The sequence below is a fragment of the Pantoea sp. ANP04 genome, from assembly GCF_041982285.1.
GTDB lineage: Bacteria > Pseudomonadota > Gammaproteobacteria > Enterobacterales > Enterobacteriaceae > Pantoea > Pantoea eucalypti.
In genome coordinates this window covers 137,934-159,096 of the sequence record NZ_JAUTYS010000012.1, presented here as the reverse complement: position 1 = coordinate 159,096, position 21,163 = coordinate 137,934, and the positions used below count along the sequence as shown (strand labels likewise).

Here is a 21,163-nt window from a genome sequence, read left to right as displayed (position 1 = left end):
CGTGCCAGCGCGACCCGGAGGGCGAGCCACAGGAACGTGGCGAGTGAATCGAACCTTCGATAACGCGGTTCGCTCTACAAACGCAAAAACCCGCCAGAGGCGGGTTCTTTGAATTTTGGTGCCCGAACCCGGACAAAAATGCCGGGAGCATTTTTGCATCGCGTGCCAGCGCGACCCGGAGGGCGAGCCACAGGAACGTGGCGAGTGAATCGAACCTTCGATAACGCGGTTCGCTCTATAAACGCAAAAACCCGCCAGAGGCGGGTTCTTTAAAGATGGTGCCCGAACCCGGAATCGAACCAGGGACACGGGGATTTTCAATCCCCTGCTCTACCGACTGAGCTATTCGGGCAACGGGCCGCATTAAACCAAAGCGGCCCGGCAGCGTCAAACGCTTTTCACCGAAACTCACTCGATTGACCGCTTTTCCATCAACTCAATGACTGGTTTTGAGCCGCCGCAAAAACCTCACGGCAAGCCGTATAAATTTCACTCAGCGGAGCGAGTTAAGGCTGCATTGTGCCGCGATTTTGCCGATATAGGATGCGAGACCAACACTAATAATAAGGATCGCTATGTTTTCCACCATTACATCAGGCATCGCTTCGCGCCATAGCTGGCAGAAGCGCTCACACTCAGTTGCCACGCTGAGCTCTCTCAACGGCTCCATCGCCATGATTGAGTTCTCTCCCGATGGCACCATTCTCAGCGCCAACGCGCTGTTTCTGGCGCGCATGGGCTACACGCTGGCTGAGATTGAAGGCCAGCACCACAGCCTGTTTTGCACTCCGGAACAGCTGCAGTCGCGGGAGTATCAGGATTTCTGGCTGCGACTGAACCGGGGCGAAAGCTTCAGCAATAAGTTTCTGCGTATGGCAAAAAACAGCCGCCCAATCTGGCTGGAAGCCAATTATGTGCCGGTACAGAACCGTCATGGCCGGGTGATCAAAATCGTCAAACTGGCGACCGACATCACCGGTCATATTAACGATGCGCATGAGCAGCGCGCCATCACCACCGCCATTGAACGGTCAATGGCAGTCATCGCCTTTAACCTTAAAGGTGAAGTGCTGAAAGCCAATGACAACTTCCTGAAAACCATGGGATACCGTCGTGAAGAGGTGGAAGGCATTCATCACAGTCGCTTCTGTTCGCAGGCCCTGCGTGAGAGCCGCGAATACAGTGAATTATGGCAGCAGCTGAACCGGGGAGAATTTGTCTCGGGTCAGTTTCCCCGCGTGAATAAACGCGGTGAAACGGTCTGGTTGCGCGCCACCTACAATCCGGTATTTGACGAACAGGGCAGGCTCTACAAGATCGTGAAATTCGCCACCGATGTCACCGCGCAGGTGGAAAAAAACCAGCAGGAGCATGACGCGGCACAGCGGGCTTATCACACTGCGCTGCAAACCGATCAGAGCACAAAGCTGGGGGCGGATGTTATCGCCAGCAGTGTGCAGACCATGAACGCCCTGGCCGGTGAACTGCAGGGGATCTCGGGTGATATCACTGGCCTGAGTGAATCCTCCGATCGTATCGGCGCGATTGTGGAAGGTATCCGCCGGATAGCCGATCAGACTAACCTGCTGGCGCTGAATGCCGCAATCGAAGCCGCGCGTGCCGGAGCTCATGGCCGCAGCTTTGCGGTGGTCGCTAACGAAGTCCGCACGCTGGCGGCGAACATCAATCGCGCCACCAGCGACATTGAAAATCGGGTACAGCAAAACCACCTGCTGGCGAACCGGGCGCTGAAAGGGATTGAATCGAACCTGAAACGCGCCGATCAAGGCGTGCAGCTGGCCCAGGAGGCGGGCGGCGTGATTGCGGAAATCCGTGAAGGCGCAACCGACGTCGTGCGCGCCATCAGTCAGGTGACTAAAACACTTAAAGCCTGACACGTTGAGGGGGCAATCGCCCCCTTTTTACGGTGCAGGCTGAGCAGGTGCTTCGGGTGCTGAAGGAATAAAGATGTGATCCAGAATCGCCCGCATTACGGGTGCCGCAACAATCCCTTCATTACCGCCATTCTCCAGAATCAACGCCACCGCCACTTTCGGGTCATTAAACGGCGCAAAAGCGGTGTAGAAGATATGGTCACGCAGCCGCACCGGGATCATCTTCGCGTTATAAGTCTGGTTCTGGCGCAGGCTGAACACCTGCGATGTCCCACTCTTTGCAGCGATGCCATAAGGTGCCGTATGGAAATATTTATAACCTGTGCCATTTGGCGCGTTAGCCATGCCAAACATCGCGTGTCGAACCAGCGACCAGTAGGGTGAATGCGGATCGCCAATCTGCGCCTCGCGCTGCGCGGGATGGTAGTTCTCAACCAGCGTGCCGCGCTGGGTTTTTTCCAGCAGATGCGGTGCAATGACCCGACCATTATTAATCAGCGCCACCATCGCCTTCACCATCTGAATCGGCGTCGCAACCCAGTAGCCCTGCCCGATACCCACAGACACCGTATCGCCCTGATACCAGGTCTTTTTATGGACCTTCTGCTTCCATTCACGGCTCGGCAGTAAGCCGCTGTACTCTTCATTGAGGTCGATGCCGGTCGACTTGCCATAGCCAAACTGGCTCAGCATGGTGTGAATCCGGTCGATGCCCATCATGAATGCCACCTGATAGAAGAAGGTATCGGCAGACTCTTCAATCGCCCGGGTAACATCCAGCATGCCGTGCCCGCTCTTTTTCCAGTCGCGATAGTGCCGGTCGGTGCCTGGCAGCGTCCAGGTCGGCGCGCCAAAGAACTGCGTTTGTGGCGTAATAACATGGGTCAGCAGCGCCGACATCGCCATATAGGGTTTCACCGTGGAGGCAGGCGGATAAAGGCCCTGCGTGACGCGGTTAATCAGCGGCAGGTCTTTATCCTGCAGCAGCTTTTTGTAGGCCTGATAGCTGATGCCTTTTACAAAGGGGTTGGGGTCGTAACTGGGGCTGGAAACCATCGCCAGCACTGAGCCGTCGTGCGGATCTTCAACCAGCAGCGCCGCACGCTGTCCCGCCAGCAGACTCTCTATATATTGTTGCAGATGCAGGTCCAGCGTCAGCGTCAGGTTTTTACCCGCCACTGGCGGCACCTCTTTCAGCACCCGCACAATGCGGCCGTGGTTATCCACCTCCACTTCCTGATAACCCGGCTTGCCGTGCAGCAGCGATTCGTAATAGCCCTCAATCCCCTGCTTACCAATATTGTGGTCAGCGGCATAGTTTTCGGCGATGCCTTCTGCGTTCAGCCGTTTGTAGTCGCTGTCGTTGATTTTCGACACATAACCGAGCACGTGTGCCAGATCGGCGCCATAGGGATACTGGCGATCCTGATAGGTTTCCAGACTGGCACCGGTAAAGCGAAACTGATTAACTGCAAAGCGCGCGACCTGCTCTTCATTCAGCTCCTCTTTCAGCACCACCGGCTTGTAACGACTGGTCTGTTTCAGGGCACGGCGGAACGTATCAATCTCATCGGGCGTCAGATTAATTAAAGGTGTCAGCGCCCGCAGTGTGGCGTCCATATCGGTGATTTTGTATGGGGTCAGCGTAATGGCGTACCAGCTGACGTTGCGCACCAGCGGAATACCGTTGCGGTCATAAATCAGCCCACGTGTCGGGGCGATGGGGATCATCTTGATGTCGTTCTGGTTGGATCGCGTCTGGTAGTAGCTATGATCGCGCACCTGCAGGCGATAAAGGTTTACGCCAAGAATGGTGAAACAGATACAGACCAGAGCAAAGGCTATTGCGGCACGACGGGCAAACAGCTTCTCTTCAGCATCAAAGTTACGAAAGTTCATCAGGAGGCATATCAGGCGATTAATTTTTATCTGTTATTGCGCACTATGATAAGGCCCGGATGCAGAGGTGCCAGCGCGAAGATGCACAAGCCTCAGCAAAAGTGTGTCATTTGATGTGAATGTTACCGGGACGGCGAGGCGGGAAAATCAGATCCTCCCGCAAAGGAGGATCTGAACAGGGGATCGGATAGCGGGCGGGAACGATTACCCGCCGCGCGGATTAATCACCCAGCAGGACAGACTCCAGCGCAATCTTAATCATGTCGTTGAAGGTGGTCTGACGCTCAGCAGCAGTGGTCTGCTCGCCGGAACGGATGTGGTCGGATACAGTACAGATGGTCAGCGCTTTTGCACCGAACTCAGCGGCCACACCATAGATACCTGCAGCTTCCATCTCTACGCCGAGGATGCCATATTTTTCCATCACGTCGAACATCTGCGGATCCGGGGTGTAGAAGAGATCGGCAGAGAAGATGTTACCCACGCGCGCTTCAACGCCCAGGTTTTTCGCCGCATCAACCGCGTTACGCACCATGTCGAAGTCAGCAATCGCAGCGAAGTCGTGATCTTTAAAACGCATACGGTTTACTTTGGAATCGGTGCAGGCACCCATACCAATCACGATATCACGCAGTTTTACGTCGGCACGTACGGCACCACAGGAGCCCACACGGATGATCTTTTTAACGCCGAAGTCCGTGATCAGCTCTTTGGTGTAGATGGAACAGGAAGGGATACCCATTCCGTGACCCATTACAGAGACTTTGCGGCCTTTGTAGGTGCCGGTGTAGCCCAGCATGCCGCGCACGTTGTTCACTTCAACCGCGTTTTCCAGGAAGGTCTCTGCGATGTGTTTTGCACGCAGCGGATCGCCAGGCATCAGTACGACGTCAGCGAAATCGCCCATTTCAGCATTAATATGTGGGGTTGCCATTGTTTAATCCTTATTAAAGTGCTGATTTACAGCATGTTCTTGCCATAGTCCATCTCGGACAGGCCAAAGTAGTGTGCAATTGTCTGACCAATATCGGCGAACGTTTCACGGTATCCCAGTGAACCCGGCTCCACTTTCGGTCCGTAGATCAGAATCGGAATGTGCTCACGCGTGTGTTCGGTGCCGTGCCAGGTCGGGTCACAGCCATGGTCAGCCGTCAGGATCAGAATGTCATCTTCGCCAACCAGCGCCATCAGCTCAGGCAGACGGCGGTCAAACAGCTCCAGACCACCTGCATAACCGGCTACATCGCGACGATGTCCCCAGGTTGAGTCGAAATCAACGAAGTTGGTGAAGACTATCGACTGATCCGGCGCGATTTTCATCTCCTGAATCGTCGCATCAAACAGCGCATCCAGACCGGTCGCTTTGACCTTTTTGGTGATGCCCTGCTCGGCATAGATATCCGCGATTTTACCCACGGAGATCACATGGCCGCCCTTCTCGTCCACCAGCTTTTTCAGCATAGTGGCAGATGGCGGCTCGACGGCCAGGTCGTGACGGTTGCCGGTACGCTCGAACTGACCCGCTTTGTCACCCACAAACGGACGGGCGATAACGCGGCCAATGTTGTAGCCACCTTCAGTCAGCTCTTCACGGGCAATTTCGCACAGCGCATAGAGACGATCCAGACCAAAGGTCTCTTCGTGACAGGCGATCTGGAACACCGAGTCGGCAGAAGTATAGAAAATCGGCTTGCCGGTTTTCATGTGCTCTTCGCCCAGCTGGTCGAGAATCACTGTACCGGAAGAGTGGCAGTTACCGAGATAGCCCGGCAGGTCTGCACGCTCAACCAGCTTATCCAGCAGGTCCTGCGGGAAGCTGTTCTCTTTGTCGCTGAAGTAGCCCCAGTCAAACAGCACGGGCACGCCAGCGATCTCCCAGTGGCCTGACGGTGTATCTTTACCTGACGAAAGCTCGCTGGCGTACGCGTACGCGCCAGTGATCTTCGCTTCAGGATCCAGGCCTGGCGGGAAGCGGCCGGTAGACAGCTCTGCGGCTTTGCCCAGACCCAGCGCGGTGAGATTAGGCAGATGCAATGGACCTTTACGCCCCTTGTCTGCTTCACCGTTAAAACAGGCTTCGGCGATATGACCTAAGGTATCTGAACCCACGTCACCGAATTTATCGGCATCTTTACTGGAGCCAATTCCAAAGGAATCGAGCACCATAATAAAAGCACGTTTCATGCAAGTCTCCTGCGCTATGGCGCGTGACAAGTCAAAAAAAAGCGATCAGATCAGTATACCCGAATGCATCACGGCTGGCACCGGTTACTGGTCAGTTAGCTGATATCGCTCACACGGCGATAGACAACCGGCGTCTCAGCTGGCGCGGAATCCCCGAGTACCAGTGCGGCTTTAACCGCAGCGGCAGCCTGCTGCCATTTGTCTTCGCTGCTGGCGTGAATCATCGCCAGCGGACGCTGCGCATCGGCACGCTCGCCCAGGGTGATCATCTCACTGAAGCCAACGCTGTAATCGATGCTGTCGCTGGCACGCTGACGTCCGCCGCCCATCGCCACAACCGCCAGGCCCAGCGCACGAGTATCCATGCTGCTGACGATGCCTGGCTGGTCGGCGTAGACCGGTTTACTCAGCATCGCCTGGGGCAGATAAGTGTCATAGCGTTCAATGAAATCAGTCGGTCCCTGCTGGGCAGCCACCATGCGCCCAAACACCTCGGCGGCTTTGCCGTTATCCAGCACCGTCATCAGCTTCTGACGTGCTTCGGCATCGCTGGCAGCCAGTTTGCCGGAGATCAGCATTTCACTGCAGAGCGCCAGCGTCACTTCCAGCAGGCGCGGATTGCGCTGCTCGCCGGTGAGGAAACGAACCGCTTCACGCACTTCAAGTGCGTTACCGGCTGAGGAGGCAAGAACCTGATTCATGTCTGTCAGCAGCGCGGTGGTCTGGCAGCCGGCACCATTGGCGACGCCCACAATCGACTGCGCCAGACTCTCTGATGCTTCATAGGTGGGCATAAACGCGCCGGAACCCACTTTGACATCCATCACCAGCGCATCCAGCCCTTCTGCCAGCTTCTTCGCCAGAATCGAAGCGGTGATCAGCGGAATGGAATCGACGGTAGCGGTGATGTCACGCGTGGCGTAGAAGCGCTTGTCCGCCGGTGCCAGCGAGCTGGTCTGGCCGATAATCGCCACACCGACCTGCTTAATGATTTCGCGGAAGCGGTCATCGCTGGGGAAGATATCGAAGCCCGGAATCGCTTCCAGTTTATCCAGCGTGCCGCCAGTATGGCCGAGGCCGCGACCGGAGATCATCGGCACATATCCGCCGCAGGCGGCGACCATCGGACCTAACATCAGCGACGTTACATCGCCGACGCCGCCGGTCGAGTGCTTATCCACCACTGGCCCGTTAAGGTTGAGTGATTTCCAGTTAAGCACCGTACCGGAATCACGCATTGCCATCGTCAGCGCGACCCGTTCTGGCAGCGTCATATCGTGGAAGTAGATGGTCATCGCCAGCGCGGCGATCTGACCTTCCGAGACGGTGTTATCACGCACGCCATTAATGAAGAAGCGAATCTCCTCTTCAGTCAGCGCATGGCCGTCACGTTTTTTGCGAATAATTTCTTGTGGCAGGAACAAGGTAGCCCCCTGGTCAGGGAAAACAGGATGGGGAACAGGCGGTCACCGACCGCCTGAGGGATCAGTAACCCGCTTTGCTGGTGTCGCTGTCGTGACCCAGCGTGTTAAGCAGGCTCGCCAGCAGGCTTGATGCACCAAAGCGGAAATGGCGCGCATCGGCCCAGTCGGCACCCAGCGTATCTTCTGCCATTTGCAGATAGATCGCGGCATCTTCAGCGGTACGTACGCCGCCCGCAGGTTTAAAGCCAACCTGCTTACTGACGCCTTTGTCACGGATCACATTCATCATGATCTGCGCCACTTCTGGCGTAGCGTTAACCGGCACTTTACCGGTGGAGGTTTTGATGAAATCAGCGCCGGCATCAATGGCAATTTCGGAGGCCTGACGGATCAGCGATTCCTGCTTCAGCTCACCGGTTTCGATGATCACTTTCAGCAGCACGTCCGCTTCAGCACAAGCGGTTTTACAGGCTTTCACCAGATCGAAACCGACCTGACTGTTACCGGCGATCAGTGCGCGGTACGGGAACACCACGTCCACTTCATCGGCACCGTAAGCGATAGCGGCGCGGGTTTCGGCCAGTGCAATGTCGATGTCGTCATTGCCGTGTGGGAAGTTGGTCACCGTGGCGATGCGGATCTCCGGGGTGCCCTGCTCGCGCAGCGTTTTACGCGCGATCGGAATAAAGCGCGGATAGATACAGATTGCCGCAGTGTTGCCTGCCGGGGATTTAGCCTGATGACACAGGGCGATCACTTTTGCATCGGTGTCGTCGTCATTCAGGGTGGTCAAATCCATCAGTTTCAGGGCGCGCAGGGCAAGGTGTTTGATATCGGTCATGAGGCTCTCCAAAGGATTGGGGTGCAACCCACCGGCTTGCCGGCGGAATGTTATAATAATAACACTCTGAAGCGGCCTGATATGTGCCAGCAGTCACATTGGAATAAGAAAATGGTGCAATCCTGCCACATGAAACGTGACTGAAATCGCAAATTACACTACCTGAGGACGATTATACGCCAGCAGGTACATTGTTACTATTATCACATTTTAGCGCAAGGGGTCGCGTTCAGGCGAAAGGCGGACAGTCAGTTACGCAGCGCCGGGAAAGCGGGATCGAGCTGAAACAGCTGCTGGCTGTTGTGCCACAGCGCATCGGCAATCTCTTCAGGTGACTCATTGCGCAGGCTGCAGAGCACTTGCCACACCTGACGCGCCCGTTCCGGACGGTTTGGCTGGCCCTGGAAACCCTGCAGCGGCATATCGGGTGCATCGGTTTCCAGCAAAAGCGAAGAGAGCGGCAGTTGCGCCACGGTCTGACGGGTCTTGCTGGCGCGTTCATAGGTAATGGTTCCGCCAACGCCAATCGCATAACCCAGCTTAATAAAGGCCTGCGCCTGTTGCAGGCTGCCAGCGAAACCGTGCACCACGCCACGGCGTGGCAGATCGTGACGACGCAGAATCTGTGCCAGCTTGTCATGGGTCCGGCGCGAATGCAGGATCACCGGCAACGCATAACGCTTTGCCAGCTTAAGCTGTGATTCAAGAAAGCGCTGCTGCTTATCAAACTGCGGATCGTCGCGATAGAGATCCAGCCCGATCTCACCGATCGCCACCAGTTTACGCGGCCGCTGTTGCAGTAAGGTTTCCAGCTGATCGAGATGGGCGTTCTGATGATGTTCGATGACAATCGGATGCAGGCCCAGCGCCGCGTACAGCGGCGGATGTGCTGCGGCCAGCGCACAGACCCGTTCAAAACGGCTGGCATCAATCGCCGGGATGATGATCTTCTCCACGCCCGCCTCAGCGGCGCGCGCCAGACTGGCGGCGATATCCCCTTCGAACGGTGGAAAGTCGAAGTGACAGTGCGTGTCGATAAACCTCATGCCAGCGATCCTTTGTCGTAATCCGCATCATTGTCCGCCAGCGGAGGTGTGATGATCAACCGGGTATCGGGCGCATTGGCGACCGGCGCAGGCGGCGTAACGACCCGCGCTGAGACCATCGGTTCTGCATCACTCAGCCACTGGCCCAGCGTAGCGAGGAAATAGCGACCACAGCGCCGTCCCAGATGGTAATCCTGATTCAGTGCCGCGATGCTGCTGCCCAGCGCACTGCTGGCCAGTACGTGGGGCGGGAAAATTTCAATGATGCGCAAATCATCGGGGGGATTCTCAATAAACTGCTGAATTTCCCGATAGCTCTGCTCATGCTTATTCAGGACGTTAATCATCGGCTGCAGCGCACCGGTGCTGAGCCAGCGCTCCATGCGCTTAAACCATTTCGGGGTATAGAACATCTGCGACGGCACGGTGCGGATCACCACAATCGTATCGGCCCCGCGTCGCGCAGCTTCACGCACCGGAATGGCATCGCTGATGCCGCCATCGTGATAACTGATCCCTTCCAGATTGACGCCCAGCCGGTAAAAACCGGGAATGGCGCTGGAGGCTTTAATCAGATCCAGCCAGTTATCCGCGGTAGGATTGAAATAACCGGGCGTATAGTCATCGCTGCGGCAGGCGCACATATAGAACTCGCGGCCGCTGGAGAACAACGGTTCCGCACTGCTCATCGCCAGCGGGAATTCACTGCGGGTGATATCGATCAGCCAGTCGAGATCGATCAGATTGCCCCCACGCACAAAGCGCAGCGGATCAAAAAAGAGTTTACTGGTTGTGTAGCGGGTAATGACACGACGGGCATAGCCATGCTGGCCACAGACAAACGCTGAGAGATTTTGCGCACCGGCAGAGGTACCGAGCATCAGATGAAAGGGATTAAATCGGGCGCGCTGGAATTCGTCTAAAACGCCTGCGGTGAAAATGCCGCGCTGACCGCCGCCTTCACACACCAACGCAATTTTCTGAGATTTAAAGGGTGTCAGGGCCAGAGGTTCAATGGTGCCGAGTGTAACAGGAATGCGTATACCCACTGTGCGAACCTCAAAAAGGGTTCCGGGTATGCTGGAGGATCGATCCGTTTATGACGGCAGCATGCCGGAGAACCAGTCAACTATTCCTTTAACCGGCAGGCCAGCGGTGCTGGCTTACCTTGCAGCGATGTGAAAGTGTCCCTCTCTTCACGTCAGTCGCTACAGATGACTGGTCTCCGCTCTATGCTTTGCGTTGCATTAGACTGCAGAACTCATCGGCTAAAGCTTTTTACGGCCGGTAAACAGGCTGATGAGGAACAGGATAATACCAACGACGAAGACAACTTTAGCTGCCCATGCTGCTGTGCCCGCTAAACCGCCAAAACCTAATGCTGCAGCGATCAGTGCGATCACCAGAAAAATAATGCCCCAACGAAACATAAGCCTCTCCTTACCCTATTTAAAAATCGAACTGCTTAGTTTATCCCCGGATGGGTATCTTTTATTCGTGTGGCCACCTGAGCGGCCACACGTTAGCTATTAAGATTTAACCGTCAGGTCATTCTTAACGCTTTTCACGCCTTCAATGGCTTTAGCGATGCTTTCTGCACGATCTGACTGTGCCTGATTAGCAACATGCCCTGAAAGCTGAACAACACCGTCGGTAGTCTCAACTTTTACGTTGCGCGACGGAACAATGTCATCTGCTAATAGCTTAGCTTTAATTTCGCTGGTCGTTGCGGCATCACCGGCATAACCTTTCACTGAAGATGATTTGCTGTCTCTGACGTGTAGTTTGTCGCTGACGGATTTAACACCTTCGATTTTCTGCACCACAGCGACCGCTTTTTCAGCCTGGTCCTGTGAGGTGACGAAACCGCTTAATGTCACGACGCCGCTATGCGTTTTTACCGAGATATCCGTGCTTTTAATTGCGTCGTCATCTACCAGCGCTGCTTTAGCTTTGGCAGTGATGCCGCTGTCATCCATATAACCATCGACTTTTTTCATAGAACTATCGATTTTCGAACCCGCGTTGTCGGCTGTCTGTGACGCTTTCTGCGACATTGATTCGTCAGCCAGTGCGCTGCCGCTGATCAGTGCTGAGCCAATCATGGCGGCCATCAGGGTTTTAGCAATCTTAGTCTTGTTCATCGATATCTTCCTTCTATCAGTTAACTCACCCAAAACTGTGGGCGAAACAGAGGCAACAAAGGCCGCTGCGTAACAGGACGTAAGGACAAGAGAAGTCTCTTCCGCCGTCCGATAGAGTAATCATAGACGGCATTTTGCAATTTGCCTGGCTAACTGGTTGATCACACGTCAAAACAGAAGAAAAACAGGGTTTTTAGGAGGAGTCTGGAAGGGTGAAAACAGGGCCATTCCCAGCTGGAATGGCCCGGAAACAGGCGATTAGTGCTCGCGCGTTTTGCGGAAACGGACGTCAGGATAACGTTCCTGAGTAATATTAAGATTAACCATGGTTGGTGCGATATAAGTCAAATTATCACCGCCATCAAGCGCCAGGTTAACTTCATTCTTACGCTGGAAATCATCAAACTTTTTAGCATCGTCGCATTCAACCCAGCGCGCCGTTGAGACGTTAATCGCTTCGTAAATGGCTTCAACGTTATATTCGCTTTTCAGACGTGCCACTACCACATCGAACTGCAGTACCCCGACCGCGCCAACGATCAGATCGTTGTTATGCACCGGACGGAAGACCTGCACGGCACCCTCTTCGGACAGCTGAACCAGCCCTTTCAGCAGCTGTTTCTGCTTCAGCGGATCGCGCAGACGAATACGACGGAACAGTTCTGGCGCGAAGTTCGGAATACCGGTGAACTTCATGTTCTCACCCTGCGTGAAGGTGTCGCCAATCTGAATCGTGCCGTGGTTGTGCAGACCAATGATATCGCCGGGATAGGCTTCCTCAACGTGTGAACGGTCGCCCGCCATAAAGGTCAGGGCGTCTGAGATCACCACATCTTTGCCGGTACGCACCTGACGCAGCTTCATCCCTTTTTCATATTTACCGGAGACCACACGCATAAAGGCCACACGGTCGCGGTGTTTCGGGTCCATATTGGCCTGGATCTTAAACACGAAGCCGCTGAACTTCTCTTCTTTCGCTTCTACCGTGCGGGTGTCGGTGTCACGCGGCATAGGACGTGGCGCCCACTCAACCAGTCCGTCCAGCATATGGTCAACGCCAAAGTTACCCAGCGCGGTGCCGAAGAAGACAGGTGAGAGTTTGCCGCTCAGGAAAGCTTCCTGCTCAAATTCGTGCGAGGCGCCCTGCACCAGCTCCAGCTCTTCACGCAGCTGTGCGGCCAGCTCTTCACCGACGGCAGTGTCGAGATCCGGATTATCCAGCCCCTTCACGATGCGGACATCCTGAATGGTGTGGCCTTTACCGGTCTGGTAGAGATAGGTCTCATCTTTGTAGAGGTGATAAACCCCTTTGAACAGCTTGCCGCAGCCGATAGGCCAGGTGATCGGTGCGCAGGCAATTTTCAGCTCGCTTTCCACCTCATCCAGCACTTCCATTGGATCGCGGATATCACGGTCAAGTTTGTTCATAAAGGTCAGGATCGGCGTATCGCGCAGACGGGTGACTTCCATCAGCTTACGGGTACGATCCTCGACGCCTTTCGCGGCATCAATCACCATCAGACAGCAGTCAACGGCGGTCAGCGTACGATAGGTATCTTCCGAGAAGTCTTCGTGACCTGGGGTATCCAGCAGGTTTACCAGGCTATCACGGTAAGGGAACTGCATCACCGAGGTGGTAATGGAGATACCACGCTGTTTCTCCATCTCCATCCAGTCCGACTTGGCGTGCTGGTTAGAGCCACGGCCTTTTACGGTACCGGCGGTCTGGATAGCCTGTCCGAACAGCAACACTTTTTCGGTAATGGTGGTTTTACCGGCATCCGGGTGCGAAATGATCGCGAAGGTGCGGCGGCGTGCCACCTCTTCTAAAAAGGGATTAGACATGGAATTCTTCTCAATAGGCAGCGCAACGTACTGGCGCTGCTGATAAATCACGGTGGCCGGCAGAACCTTACCGGCGGGTAAACGGTGCCAAAAACGATCTTTTATCGTTGGCGGGTCAGCGCGACGTTACATTGGCGTGAAGTCCGGTTACCTGGTCAGCTTTAAGGCGGCATAGCATACAATATTTTGCGCGCGGCGGCGAACAGCGGCGGAGGAAATTGTTGCCTGCCTGCGCGCAAAGGTCAAAACAGATGACAACCCGGCACACACTGTGCAGGATAAGGTTTTTCATTTTCAGGGAATCCCCCATGAGCGCCAAACCGGTCCCCCTCGAGGGCCGTATTCGACAATACTGGGATGAGCTTTCCCTTCACGAACAACGGCTGGCGGAGGTGCTGCTCGCGGCTCCCGGCCAGCTGGCGATGAATACAGCCACAGAACTGGCGCAGAGCGCAGGTGTCTCCAAAGCCACCGCTACCCGTTTTTTTCGTCATCTCGGCTATGAAAGCTACGAGGCGGCGCGTCGTCAGGCGCGCGAGATGCAGAACAGCGGATCGCCACTTTATCTGCACTCCGGCGTCAGCGCTTCCCCACTCGACAGCCTGATGCAGCAGCATCTTGAAAAAGAGATTGCCAATCTGGTCAATACCTTCCGCTCGCTGGATGGGGAAACACTACAGGCGTGCGTTGAGGCGATAGCGCAGGCGCGCCGCATCGTGGTGCTGGGCTGGCGTCACAGTCAGACTATTGCTGCCCTGATTTATCGCAATCTGCTGCACGTTCATCCCGGCGTTACGCTACTACCACGCGCGGGCGATTCTCTGGCCGAACAGCTTGCGACGCTCGGCCCGCAGGATATGGCAATCTGCGTCGGTCTCCGCCGCCGTATGCCCGCGCTGGATACGGCAATGGCAGCACTCAGCGTGCAGCAGGTTCCCATGCTCTATCTCTCCGATGCGCTGGCGGGAAAACCTGCACGCCACGCGCGCTGGACACTGCGCTGCCATACCGATAGCACTCTGATTTTCGACAGCACGGTGGCGCTCTCCGGCGTCTGTAATCTGCTTTGCTCGCTGGTAGCACGCCATTCAGGTAAGGCCGGTAGCGAACGCCTTGCCGCAATTGAGGTGTTGCACCAGCAACTCGACGAGCTGGAATAGTGCGCTACGCTGACGCATTTTTGTTCATCTGACGCCCTGTAAAGGTGCGCCGCTGTCCGGCGTGCCAGCCCTCTTAACCTCCTCACAGAAACAAAAGAAAAATAAATATCATTATATGAAACTCATGTTTCTCACTGATTCTGTTTACAAAAGCAGGTAGCGCATCAGCCATCTGCTTCATCACTGTTACAACGTGGCACAAAAACTGCTCAGGTACAGGTGACCTTCACCCATACCAGGGACCACCATAATGAAAAAAATCGCACTGCTCATCGCCGCACTGCTTGCCGTCAGTGCGGCGCAGGCTGATACGCTAACGGACATTAAAAGTGCCGGCAAAATCACGGTCGGCATCGACCCGACCTTCCCGCCCTATGAATACACCAGTGATAATGGCGAGGTCACCGGTTACAGCGTGGCCATCATGCGATCGTTTGCCGACGATCTCGGCGTGAAACTGGTGTTTCAGAAAACCGCCTTCAGCGGCATTCTTCCCGGTCTGATCTCAGGATCTTTTAACGCGGAAGGATCATCACTCAACGTCACCGCAGAGCGCGCGAAGAAAGTGCTGTTTACCGTGCCCTACAGCAAAACCGTTAACGGTGTCCTGATGCGTAAAAGCGACGCCGAAAAGATCAGCAAATCCGGACTCTCTCCTGAGCGCCTGTCAGGACTGCGTGGCGCAGTGAAGAGCGCCAGCGTGCCGGAGCAGTTGCTGAAAAGCTTCAATGAGGCGCTGAAGAAAGCAGGTAAACCGCCCATTACCATCATCAGTGTCGATACCCTGGATCAAACCGTCAGTACGCTGATGACAAAACGCGCTGACTTTGTGCTGGATGATATTGCGGTGCTGGCACCGATCGTGAAGAAGTATCCCGACAAATTAGTACAGGCCGGAGAAGTAGGCCCTTCGCAGTGGATGGCCTGGGCCACGCGTAAAGAGGATCTCAGCCTGAACAAGGCAATCAGTGATCATATTCTGGCCATGCAGCAGAGCGGTAAACTTGCCGCACTGCAGAAGCACTATCTCGGCACCACTTTTACCGTGCCCGCCACCAACTTCATTCCCGCGGAGTAAGCGATGAGCCCTCTCTCTTTCACCATACCCGCCGGGCACGGCCGCACTTTTCTGGTTCGTAAAGGCCAGCTGATTACCATCATCGACAGCGAGGGCCAGCAGGCTGCCGATTTCGTTGCGGTGAATGCAGCGAATCATGATGAGAAACTCTCGCCGGTGCATACCCGCCAGCATCTTCGCTCGCTTTTCTTCAGACCGGGGGATTCACTCTGGTCCAGCGAAAATCGGCCGCTGCTGCGCATCGTCTCCGACACCATTGGTATTCACGATGCCAACGTCCCAGCCTGCGATCGCACCCGTTTTAGTGTCGATTTCGGTGTGGAAGGCCATCGCAACTGCGTCGATAACCTGCTGGAAGGGATGAAGGCGCACGGCATCACCTATTACGCCTTGCCGGAACCCTTCAACCTGTTTCAGAACGGCCCGGTGACGGCCGATGGCCGCATGGAAGTTACCGATCCCCACAGTCAGGCCGGTGACAGGATCGTCTTCGAGGCGCTGTGCGATCTCATCTGCGCCGTCTCATCCTGTCCTCAGGACATCATTCCCGGTAATGGCCTGCAGGTCACGCCGATCGCCATTGAGATCCATGACAGCGAACCTGCGGAGGTCACCCATGCTGCTTATGCGTGAAGGTTTTACAGAAGATGCACCGCGTTCGGTTGCCGCCCCGCTCACCGTCGCGGCGGGCAGTGTGGGTTCGATTCAGGTTCTGCGGGGCCAGCTGCTGCGCATCAGCGCGCTGGCACCGGGCGCTGTGGCATCGCTGTTCGGGTTCAGCCTTGTGGATCCGGCGGTATGGCTCTCTGTTCATCACACCCGCGTATTCAGCAACAGTTATCTGCTCGGCTCCGGCATGCGCCTGGTAAACAATCGCCGCCGCCCGATGATGGTGCTGGGCAAAGATAGCGTAAAGCGCCATGACCTGCTGCTGCCCGCCTCAACGCGCGACTTCCTGGCCTCGCGGGGGTATCAGGATGAGGGGTGTGTGGAGGCAGTCAGTCGCGAGCTGTCGCGTCTCGGCATCCGGGCACCGAAGCTGCCAGACCCCATCAATCTCTTCATGCACGTCAGACTAACGCAGGCGGGAGAGATACTGCCCGAACCCAACCTGACCCGGGCTGGCGACGCGATTACCTGCCGCGTCACCATGGATATGCAGTTTGTCGTTTCTGCCTGCAATACCGGTATTGAGGGTAATGACCAGCCTGCGCCGCTTCGCCTTGCCGTTGCGGAAAATCTTTTCGATTTTAACGAGGATTAGTGGGTTATGGGGCTGAATGAACAGGTGGTCAGCGCCCTGCCCGAACTGGGACATGGTCTGCTGATGACGCTCTCACTCACGCTGCTGGCGGCGCTGCTTAGCCTTGTGATGGGCCAGCTTGGCTGTTTTCTTCAGCTGCGCCGCTTCTGGTTGTGGCGCTGCGCAGGCCGCCTCTATATCAGCCTGATGCGCGGCACTCCCGCCATCGTGCAGCTGTTTGTGGTCTTTTTTACCCTGCCACGTCTTGGTCTTGGTGGACATCCCATGCTGGCGGCGGTGATCGCCATTGGATTCAATAGTGGCGCTTACGTGGCAGAGATTCTGCGCGTGAATCAGAGCCTGGTGACGCGCGGTCAGCGCGAAGCGGCACGCACACTGGGACTGAGCCGGTGGCTGACCTGGTGGTATGTAATCAACCCGCAGGTCGTGCGATCAAGCCTGCCGATGCTGGTGAGCGAATTTACTATTCTGCTCAAGACCACGCCACTGGCGTCGGTAGTGGCGCTTACCGAACTGACCTACGCCGGACAGATTGTGATCGCACGTACCTATGAGGCAACCCAGGTATTACTGCTGGTCGCGGCGGGCTATCTGTTAATCGCGCTGCCGCTGATGCGCATTGCCCGCCGGCTGGAACTCAGAGGGAAACGCCTATGATGGACTGGCAGGCGATTCTTACAGCACTGCCCTCACTGGGCGAGGGGATGGCGGTGACGCTGCAACTCTGCGCCGTCGCTGCATTATGCTCGTTATTGTGGGGCATCATTATGGCGATCGGTATGCTGCGCGCTCCCCATTTCTGGCGAAAGCTGTTGCGTTTATACAGTGCGCTAACCCAGGCGCTGCCGTTGCTGGTGGTGATCTATCTGCTCTATTTCGTGTTGCCAGACTATAACATCACCCTCAGCTCGCCGCAGGCAGGCGTGCTGGCGCTGACGCTCTACTACGCCCCTTACGTTGCCCAGGTTATACGCAGTGCGATTGAGACGCTGCCGCGCGGTCAGTGGGAGGCGTGTCGCGTGCTCGGGCTGAGCCGGATGGAGCAGTTGCGTGATGTGGCACTTCCGCAGACGCTGCCACAGATGCTCTCCCCGCTGGTCGGGTTGCTCATCGGTCTGATCAAGGATTCCGCGCTGCTCTCCATCGTCTCAGTACAGGAGTTTATGTACGCAGCTAAGGAAGCGATCTCCGAGACCTATGCTCCGCTGGAGATCTACCTCACCGTAGCGCTCAGCTACTGGACACTCAATAGCCTGCTCGACGGGCTGATCCGCCGCATTGAATTTCGCATGACGCGCTACCGGCGCACCTTGCCACATTAGTCAGGAGAATCTTATGTCAGCTGAATATCCGCAGCGCGATACGCTGCTTATTCCCGCGCGTTACGGTAAAGCCGTTTTACTGCGCAAAGGCGAAGCGGTGCAGGTCATTAATCTGCACGGCACACAGGTCGTGGATTGCTGGGCGTATAACGCAAACGACCTGACTGAATATATGTCGATGGAGGCGACACGCGTCTGGAACCAACGCCTCAATCCTCACGTTGGTGACAGTTTTATCACCAGCCAGCGCCATCCTATCCTGACGCTGGTTGCGGATACCTCGCCGGGCGTACACGACACCTTTATGGCAGCATGCGATGCACGCCGTTATGAGCTTCTGGGGTGTACCGAACCGCACCGAAACTGCCATGACAATCTGTTTGAGAGTATGGCGGCGCTGGGCGTAAAGCTGCCGCACGGCAATCTGGCGTCGTTTAATATCTTTATGAATATTCAGGTGCAGTCAGACGGCATGACGCTAAAAACGCTGCCGGTTGTGACGCGTCCGGGGGACTACATCATCCTTCGCGCCGAGATGGATTGCTATGTCGCCTTTTCCGCCTGCCCGCAGGATATCGTCAGCATTCAGGGGGCGGGCGACAATACCCCACGTGATGCGGAACTGCGTATTCTCACAGGAGGATTTCCGCAACCCCAACTGGCCGGACCGTGGGTGCCAGCCTGACAGAATGATGTTGCCCGCCGCAAGGAGACGGGCAACGTTAATCTCTATCCCAGCACCTTTCTGACACAGGCTTTAAAGATCTGCACGCCAATTTCCAGTGAGCTGAGATCAAAACGCATATCAGGATGATGCAGTCCTGGCGTCAGGTTGGTACCCAGCCCCCAGAAGCCCGCTTTCACACCCGGACGCTTCACCGGATAGTAGAAAAAGTCCTCGCTGCCCGGCGTGGTGCGGGTCGACAATGCGCCCTCTTCGCCCAGCACCTCGACGATGGCGGCGCGGATCACCGCCGTCGCCTCATCATCAATCTCGGCGGCGGGCATCTCTTTCAGCACGCGGACCTCCGCGGTGGCACCCAGTGCCGCCACGCTGTGAGTGATGGCACGCGTAACCTGCTCTTTCAGCAGCGTCATCGGCCCGTTCTCCTGCGAACGCAGATCCCAGACTACGCGCGCTTCATCCGGCACCGAGTTGGTGACACCCGCATCGCACAGGAAGCGAGTCGCTTTGACGCTCCAGGTCAGGCCGGGCGAAAGATGGATAGCGTTAACCGCCTGCACTGCCTGTACGGCCGCATCCAGCGCATTCACACCCAGATGCGGACGCGCCGCATGGGCGGGCTGGCCTTTGATGGTGGCTTCGAGCGTGCTGCAGGCGGAGTACAGTACCGCAGGCACCGCCTGGCCGACGACACACTCCTCCAGCGGACGCAGGTGGAAGCCAAGAATCATCTCCACATCATCCAGAGCGCCACCTTCGATCATTGCCAGCGCCCCGGCACCCAGCTCCTCGGCGGGCTGGAACAGGATCTTCAGCCGGCCACGTTTCACCGTGCCCTCCTGCAGCAGCGCCGTCGCCGCCGTCAGCACGACCGATGAGTGACCGTCGTGACCGCAGGTGTGACGCGCGCACGGCACGCCATCAATGATGTGACCCAGTGCATCCATATCCGCGCGCAGTGCCAGCACCGGACCCGGAACACCGCTGTCGATCTCCGCCACAATACCGGTGGTGTTATTGATGTTACGCGTTACCTTCAGGCCCGCTTTCTCCAGCTGGTCCGCGATATAAGCCGAGGTTTTCACCTCCTGAAAACCCAGCTCCGGAATTTCATGCAAATAGTGGTAATGCTCTAAAACCTCAGACACAGCGTTACTCCTGAATAAACAGACGCATAACAGACATTGCGATCAGCGCGTTAATGATGCTCACCAGCATCAGCAGCGGCCAGTATTTTTTGGGCACATCAGCCACGCCCAGCAGCCGCCCCATATATTGCAGCTGCGATCCCATCAGGAAAATTGCCGGGGCCAGAATCGTAATATCCGCACCGGTCAGCAGCCCTTTGGTCAGCAGGCTGACCGCGACACCCGTGCCTGCCGACGATGAGAGCCACGCGGTGAGCAGCACAGTAATCGCCTCACCCGGCAGACCAAACAGCCCCATCACCGGCGCAAAAACATGCCCGAGAAACTGCATGATGCCGAGCAGATTCAGCACCTCAGCCAGCACATACGCCATCACCACATTCGGCATGAGATTATGAATGGCGATGTGAAAGCCTTTACGCGCGCCGGTTACAAACACATCAAAGGGATTACTGCTGGTTGCGATTTTATTTTCCATCAGCGAAATCCTTTTTATAAACACTGTTTAACACAGCGCGCGTTATCGCCGCACCGACAAATTTAAGAACAAACATTAATAACAGCGGAATAATAATCGGCAGTGTCATGGAGGCGAACAGCGCTGAACCGATGGCGAAGTAATTATTGATTAACCCGGCACCGGAATATTGCCAGGCACTCATGACGACCACCTCTTTTTTGCTGATCTGCTTTTGATCAGCCATCTCTTTGGTTAATGCCGCGCCCGCATCAGTGCTTTGCAGGTCGGTGATTAACGCCAGACCGCAATGGCCAGGTAATCCCATCAGCGGTTTAAGCAAAGGTGTCAGCAACCGGTGCGCTGCGCGAATCGCGCCATAGTGGGTGAAGATTTCCAGCACGCCCAGCGCCAGCATCACCGTGGGCGTCAGCGACAGCGCAAACAGGAAACCCGCTTTGGCGCTGAGTCCGCCTGCGCCCAGAAAGGTGTTACTGGCGGGATCTTTCATGGTACCAAAGCTGCCGCCCAGAGTGGTGAAGTCGAACGCACCTAACCATGAAAGGCCCTCGACGTGATAAAACAGCCCTGAAAAAAACAGAATGGCAAAAATTAACGACACATAACTGCCTTTGGTCGCCGTCAGTTTCACCGGATTAACCACACTCTCGTCTGACATTTCTTTCTCCTGATAACTGCCTTGCCGCAAATTCCCTGGCATTGCAAATTTCAACGTTGGGAAGTGAGTTTCAAGCAGGATTTATGCCAGAG

The 21,163-nt window shown here is 55.9% G+C and carries 21 protein-coding genes and 1 tRNA gene; 8 read left to right on the top strand and 14 right to left on the bottom strand.

Features of this window, described 5'->3' with window-relative positions:
* Positions 1–276: 276 nt before the first annotated feature.
* Positions 277–352, bottom strand: a tRNA-Phe gene (locus tag Q7C21_RS16975).
* Positions 353–575: 223 nt separating this feature from the next.
* Between Q7C21_RS16975 and Q7C21_RS16970 the strand changes: the two genes are divergently transcribed.
* Positions 576–1,895, top strand: coding sequence for a PAS domain-containing methyl-accepting chemotaxis protein (locus Q7C21_RS16970; RefSeq protein WP_105099901.1), 1,320 nt, complete (start codon positions 576–578; stop codon positions 1,893–1,895).
* A gap of 27 nt (positions 1,896–1,922) precedes the next feature.
* On the opposite strand, the gene mrdA is transcribed toward Q7C21_RS16970, so the two are convergent.
* The 10 genes from mrdA to prfC form a co-directional block, all read right to left on the bottom strand.
* The gene (mrdA, locus tag Q7C21_RS16965) at positions 1,923–3,794 is read right to left on the bottom strand and encodes a penicillin-binding protein 2 (RefSeq protein ID WP_008925702.1); all 1,872 of its coding nucleotides are present in this window, start codon (positions 3,792–3,794) and stop codon (positions 1,923–1,925) included.
* A 220-nt stretch (positions 3,795–4,014) separates the two neighbouring features.
* Positions 4,015–4,728 carry a purine-nucleoside phosphorylase gene (gene deoD, locus Q7C21_RS16960; RefSeq protein ID WP_003848553.1) on the bottom strand — a complete coding sequence of 238 codons (714 nt, stop codon included), beginning with the start codon at positions 4,726–4,728 and terminating at the stop codon, positions 4,015–4,017.
* A 26-nt stretch (positions 4,729–4,754) separates the two neighbouring features.
* The gene (deoB, locus tag Q7C21_RS16955) at positions 4,755–5,978 is read right to left on the bottom strand and encodes a phosphopentomutase (RefSeq protein ID WP_039659340.1); all 1,224 of its coding nucleotides are present in this window, start codon (positions 5,976–5,978) and stop codon (positions 4,755–4,757) included.
* Positions 5,979–6,073: 95 nt separating this feature from the next.
* Positions 6,074–7,402, bottom strand: a complete 1,329-nt coding sequence (deoA, locus tag Q7C21_RS16950) for a thymidine phosphorylase (RefSeq protein ID WP_008925704.1) — start codon at positions 7,400–7,402, stop codon at positions 6,074–6,076.
* Positions 7,403–7,463: 61 nt separating this feature from the next.
* Positions 7,464–8,243: a deoxyribose-phosphate aldolase gene (gene deoC / locus Q7C21_RS16945; protein ID WP_008925705.1), complete on the bottom strand. Its 780-nt coding sequence runs from the start codon at positions 8,241–8,243 to the stop codon at positions 7,464–7,466.
* 248 nt (positions 8,244–8,491) lie between these two features.
* On the bottom strand, positions 8,492–9,289 hold the full coding sequence (locus tag Q7C21_RS16940) for a TatD family hydrolase (RefSeq protein ID WP_039659343.1): 798 nt from the start codon (positions 9,287–9,289) through the stop codon (positions 8,492–8,494).
* Complete coding sequence (locus Q7C21_RS16935; RefSeq protein ID WP_375150945.1) at positions 9,286–10,338, bottom strand: patatin family protein; 1,053 nt, start codon at positions 10,336–10,338, stop codon at positions 9,286–9,288. Before Q7C21_RS16935 ends, Q7C21_RS16940 begins: the two co-directional genes overlap by 4 nt.
* Before the next feature lie 219 nt (positions 10,339–10,557).
* Positions 10,558–10,719: a DUF1328 domain-containing protein gene (locus Q7C21_RS16930; protein WP_003848537.1), complete on the bottom strand. Its 162-nt coding sequence runs from the start codon at positions 10,717–10,719 to the stop codon at positions 10,558–10,560.
* A 99-nt stretch (positions 10,720–10,818) separates the two neighbouring features.
* Positions 10,819–11,433 (bottom strand): molecular chaperone OsmY, encoded by a 615-nt coding sequence (gene osmY, locus Q7C21_RS16925; protein ID WP_039659344.1) that lies wholly within the window; start codon positions 11,431–11,433, stop codon positions 10,819–10,821.
* Between the two features lie 258 nt (positions 11,434–11,691).
* Positions 11,692–13,278 (bottom strand): peptide chain release factor 3, encoded by a 1,587-nt coding sequence (gene prfC / locus Q7C21_RS16920; RefSeq protein ID WP_008925708.1) that lies wholly within the window; start codon positions 13,276–13,278, stop codon positions 11,692–11,694.
* 308 nt (positions 13,279–13,586) lie between these two features.
* Here prfC and Q7C21_RS16915 point away from each other — a divergent pair, with 308 nt between their 5' ends.
* The 7 genes from Q7C21_RS16915 to Q7C21_RS16885 all read left to right on the top strand — a co-directional run bounded on the left by Q7C21_RS16915 (position 13,587) and on the right by Q7C21_RS16885 (position 18,787).
* Positions 13,587–14,438: a MurR/RpiR family transcriptional regulator gene (locus Q7C21_RS16915; RefSeq protein WP_375150944.1), complete on the top strand. Its 852-nt coding sequence runs from the start codon at positions 13,587–13,589 to the stop codon at positions 14,436–14,438.
* A 250-nt stretch (positions 14,439–14,688) separates the two neighbouring features.
* On the top strand, positions 14,689–15,516 hold the full coding sequence (locus Q7C21_RS16910) for a transporter substrate-binding domain-containing protein (RefSeq protein ID WP_008925710.1): 828 nt from the start codon (positions 14,689–14,691) through the stop codon (positions 15,514–15,516).
* Between the two features lie 3 nt (positions 15,517–15,519).
* Complete coding sequence (locus Q7C21_RS16905; RefSeq protein WP_033761428.1) at positions 15,520–16,149, top strand: DUF1989 domain-containing protein; 630 nt, start codon at positions 15,520–15,522, stop codon at positions 16,147–16,149.
* Positions 16,133–16,780 (top strand): urea carboxylase-associated family protein, encoded by a 648-nt coding sequence (locus Q7C21_RS16900; RefSeq protein ID WP_008925712.1) that lies wholly within the window; start codon positions 16,133–16,135, stop codon positions 16,778–16,780. Before Q7C21_RS16905 ends, Q7C21_RS16900 begins: the two co-directional genes overlap by 17 nt.
* 6 nt (positions 16,781–16,786) lie before the next feature.
* A complete protein-coding gene (locus tag Q7C21_RS16895; RefSeq protein ID WP_003848526.1) occupies positions 16,787–17,437 on the top strand; it encodes an amino acid ABC transporter permease in 651 nt (216 codons plus the stop codon).
* Positions 17,437–18,102: an amino acid ABC transporter permease gene (locus tag Q7C21_RS16890; RefSeq protein WP_110411762.1), complete on the top strand. Its 666-nt coding sequence runs from the start codon at positions 17,437–17,439 to the stop codon at positions 18,100–18,102. The genes Q7C21_RS16895 and Q7C21_RS16890 overlap by 1 nt, the downstream gene beginning before the upstream one ends.
* A 13-nt stretch (positions 18,103–18,115) precedes the next feature.
* Positions 18,116–18,787 carry a DUF1989 domain-containing protein gene (locus Q7C21_RS16885; RefSeq protein ID WP_110411011.1) on the top strand — a complete coding sequence of 224 codons (672 nt, stop codon included), beginning with the start codon at positions 18,116–18,118 and terminating at the stop codon, positions 18,785–18,787.
* Between the two features lie 44 nt (positions 18,788–18,831).
* Here the strand turns inward: Q7C21_RS16885 and Q7C21_RS16880 are convergent, their stop codons facing one another.
* The 3 genes from Q7C21_RS16880 to Q7C21_RS16870 are packed head-to-tail and all read right to left on the bottom strand — an operon-like array spanning position 18,832 to position 21,071.
* The gene (locus Q7C21_RS16880) at positions 18,832–19,935 is read right to left on the bottom strand and encodes a M20 peptidase aminoacylase family protein (protein WP_008925715.1); all 1,104 of its coding nucleotides are present in this window, start codon (positions 19,933–19,935) and stop codon (positions 18,832–18,834) included.
* Between the two features lie 4 nt (positions 19,936–19,939).
* Positions 19,940–20,413, bottom strand: a complete 474-nt coding sequence (locus tag Q7C21_RS16875) for a YjiG family protein (protein ID WP_003848518.1) — start codon at positions 20,411–20,413, stop codon at positions 19,940–19,942.
* A complete protein-coding gene (locus Q7C21_RS16870) occupies positions 20,403–21,071 on the bottom strand; it encodes a nucleoside recognition domain-containing protein (RefSeq protein WP_078804972.1) in 669 nt (222 codons plus the stop codon). Before Q7C21_RS16870 ends, Q7C21_RS16875 begins: the two co-directional genes overlap by 11 nt.
* Positions 21,072–21,163 lie beyond the last annotated feature (92 nt).

Coding starts and splice junctions, on each gene's coding strand:
- Q7C21_RS16970 (WP_105099901.1), top strand. CDS start 576: ATGTTTTCCACCATTACATCAGGCATCGCTTCGCGCCATAGCTGGCAG.
- mrdA (WP_008925702.1), bottom strand. CDS start 3,794: ATGAACTTTCGTAACTTTGATGCTGAAGAGAAGCTGTTTGCCCGTCGT.
- deoD (WP_003848553.1), bottom strand. CDS start 4,728: ATGGCAACCCCACATATTAATGCTGAAATGGGCGATTTCGCTGACGTC.
- deoB (WP_039659340.1), bottom strand. CDS start 5,978: ATGAAACGTGCTTTTATTATGGTGCTCGATTCCTTTGGAATTGGCTCC.
- deoC (WP_008925705.1), bottom strand. CDS start 8,243: ATGACCGATATCAAACACCTTGCCCTGCGCGCCCTGAAACTGATGGAT.
- Q7C21_RS16940 (WP_039659343.1), bottom strand. CDS start 9,289: ATGAGGTTTATCGACACGCACTGTCACTTCGACTTTCCACCGTTCGAA.
- Q7C21_RS16930 (WP_003848537.1), bottom strand. CDS start 10,719: ATGTTTCGTTGGGGCATTATTTTTCTGGTGATCGCACTGATCGCTGCA.
- osmY (WP_039659344.1), bottom strand. CDS start 11,433: ATGAACAAGACTAAGATTGCTAAAACCCTGATGGCCGCCATGATTGGC.
- prfC (WP_008925708.1), bottom strand. CDS start 13,278: ATGTCTAATCCCTTTTTAGAAGAGGTGGCACGCCGCCGCACCTTCGCG.
- Q7C21_RS16915 (WP_375150944.1), top strand. CDS start 13,587: ATGAGCGCCAAACCGGTCCCCCTCGAGGGCCGTATTCGACAATACTGG.
- Q7C21_RS16910 (WP_008925710.1), top strand. CDS start 14,689: ATGAAAAAAATCGCACTGCTCATCGCCGCACTGCTTGCCGTCAGTGCG.
- Q7C21_RS16905 (WP_033761428.1), top strand. CDS start 15,520: ATGAGCCCTCTCTCTTTCACCATACCCGCCGGGCACGGCCGCACTTTT.
- Q7C21_RS16900 (WP_008925712.1), top strand. CDS start 16,133: ATGCTGCTTATGCGTGAAGGTTTTACAGAAGATGCACCGCGTTCGGTT.
- Q7C21_RS16895 (WP_003848526.1), top strand. CDS start 16,787: ATGGGGCTGAATGAACAGGTGGTCAGCGCCCTGCCCGAACTGGGACAT.
- Q7C21_RS16890 (WP_110411762.1), top strand. CDS start 17,437: ATGGACTGGCAGGCGATTCTTACAGCACTGCCCTCACTGGGCGAGGGG.
- Q7C21_RS16885 (WP_110411011.1), top strand. CDS start 18,116: ATGTCAGCTGAATATCCGCAGCGCGATACGCTGCTTATTCCCGCGCGT.
- Q7C21_RS16875 (WP_003848518.1), bottom strand. CDS start 20,413: ATGGAAAATAAAATCGCAACCAGCAGTAATCCCTTTGATGTGTTTGTA.
- Q7C21_RS16870 (WP_078804972.1), bottom strand. CDS start 21,071: ATGTCAGACGAGAGTGTGGTTAATCCGGTGAAACTGACGGCGACCAAA.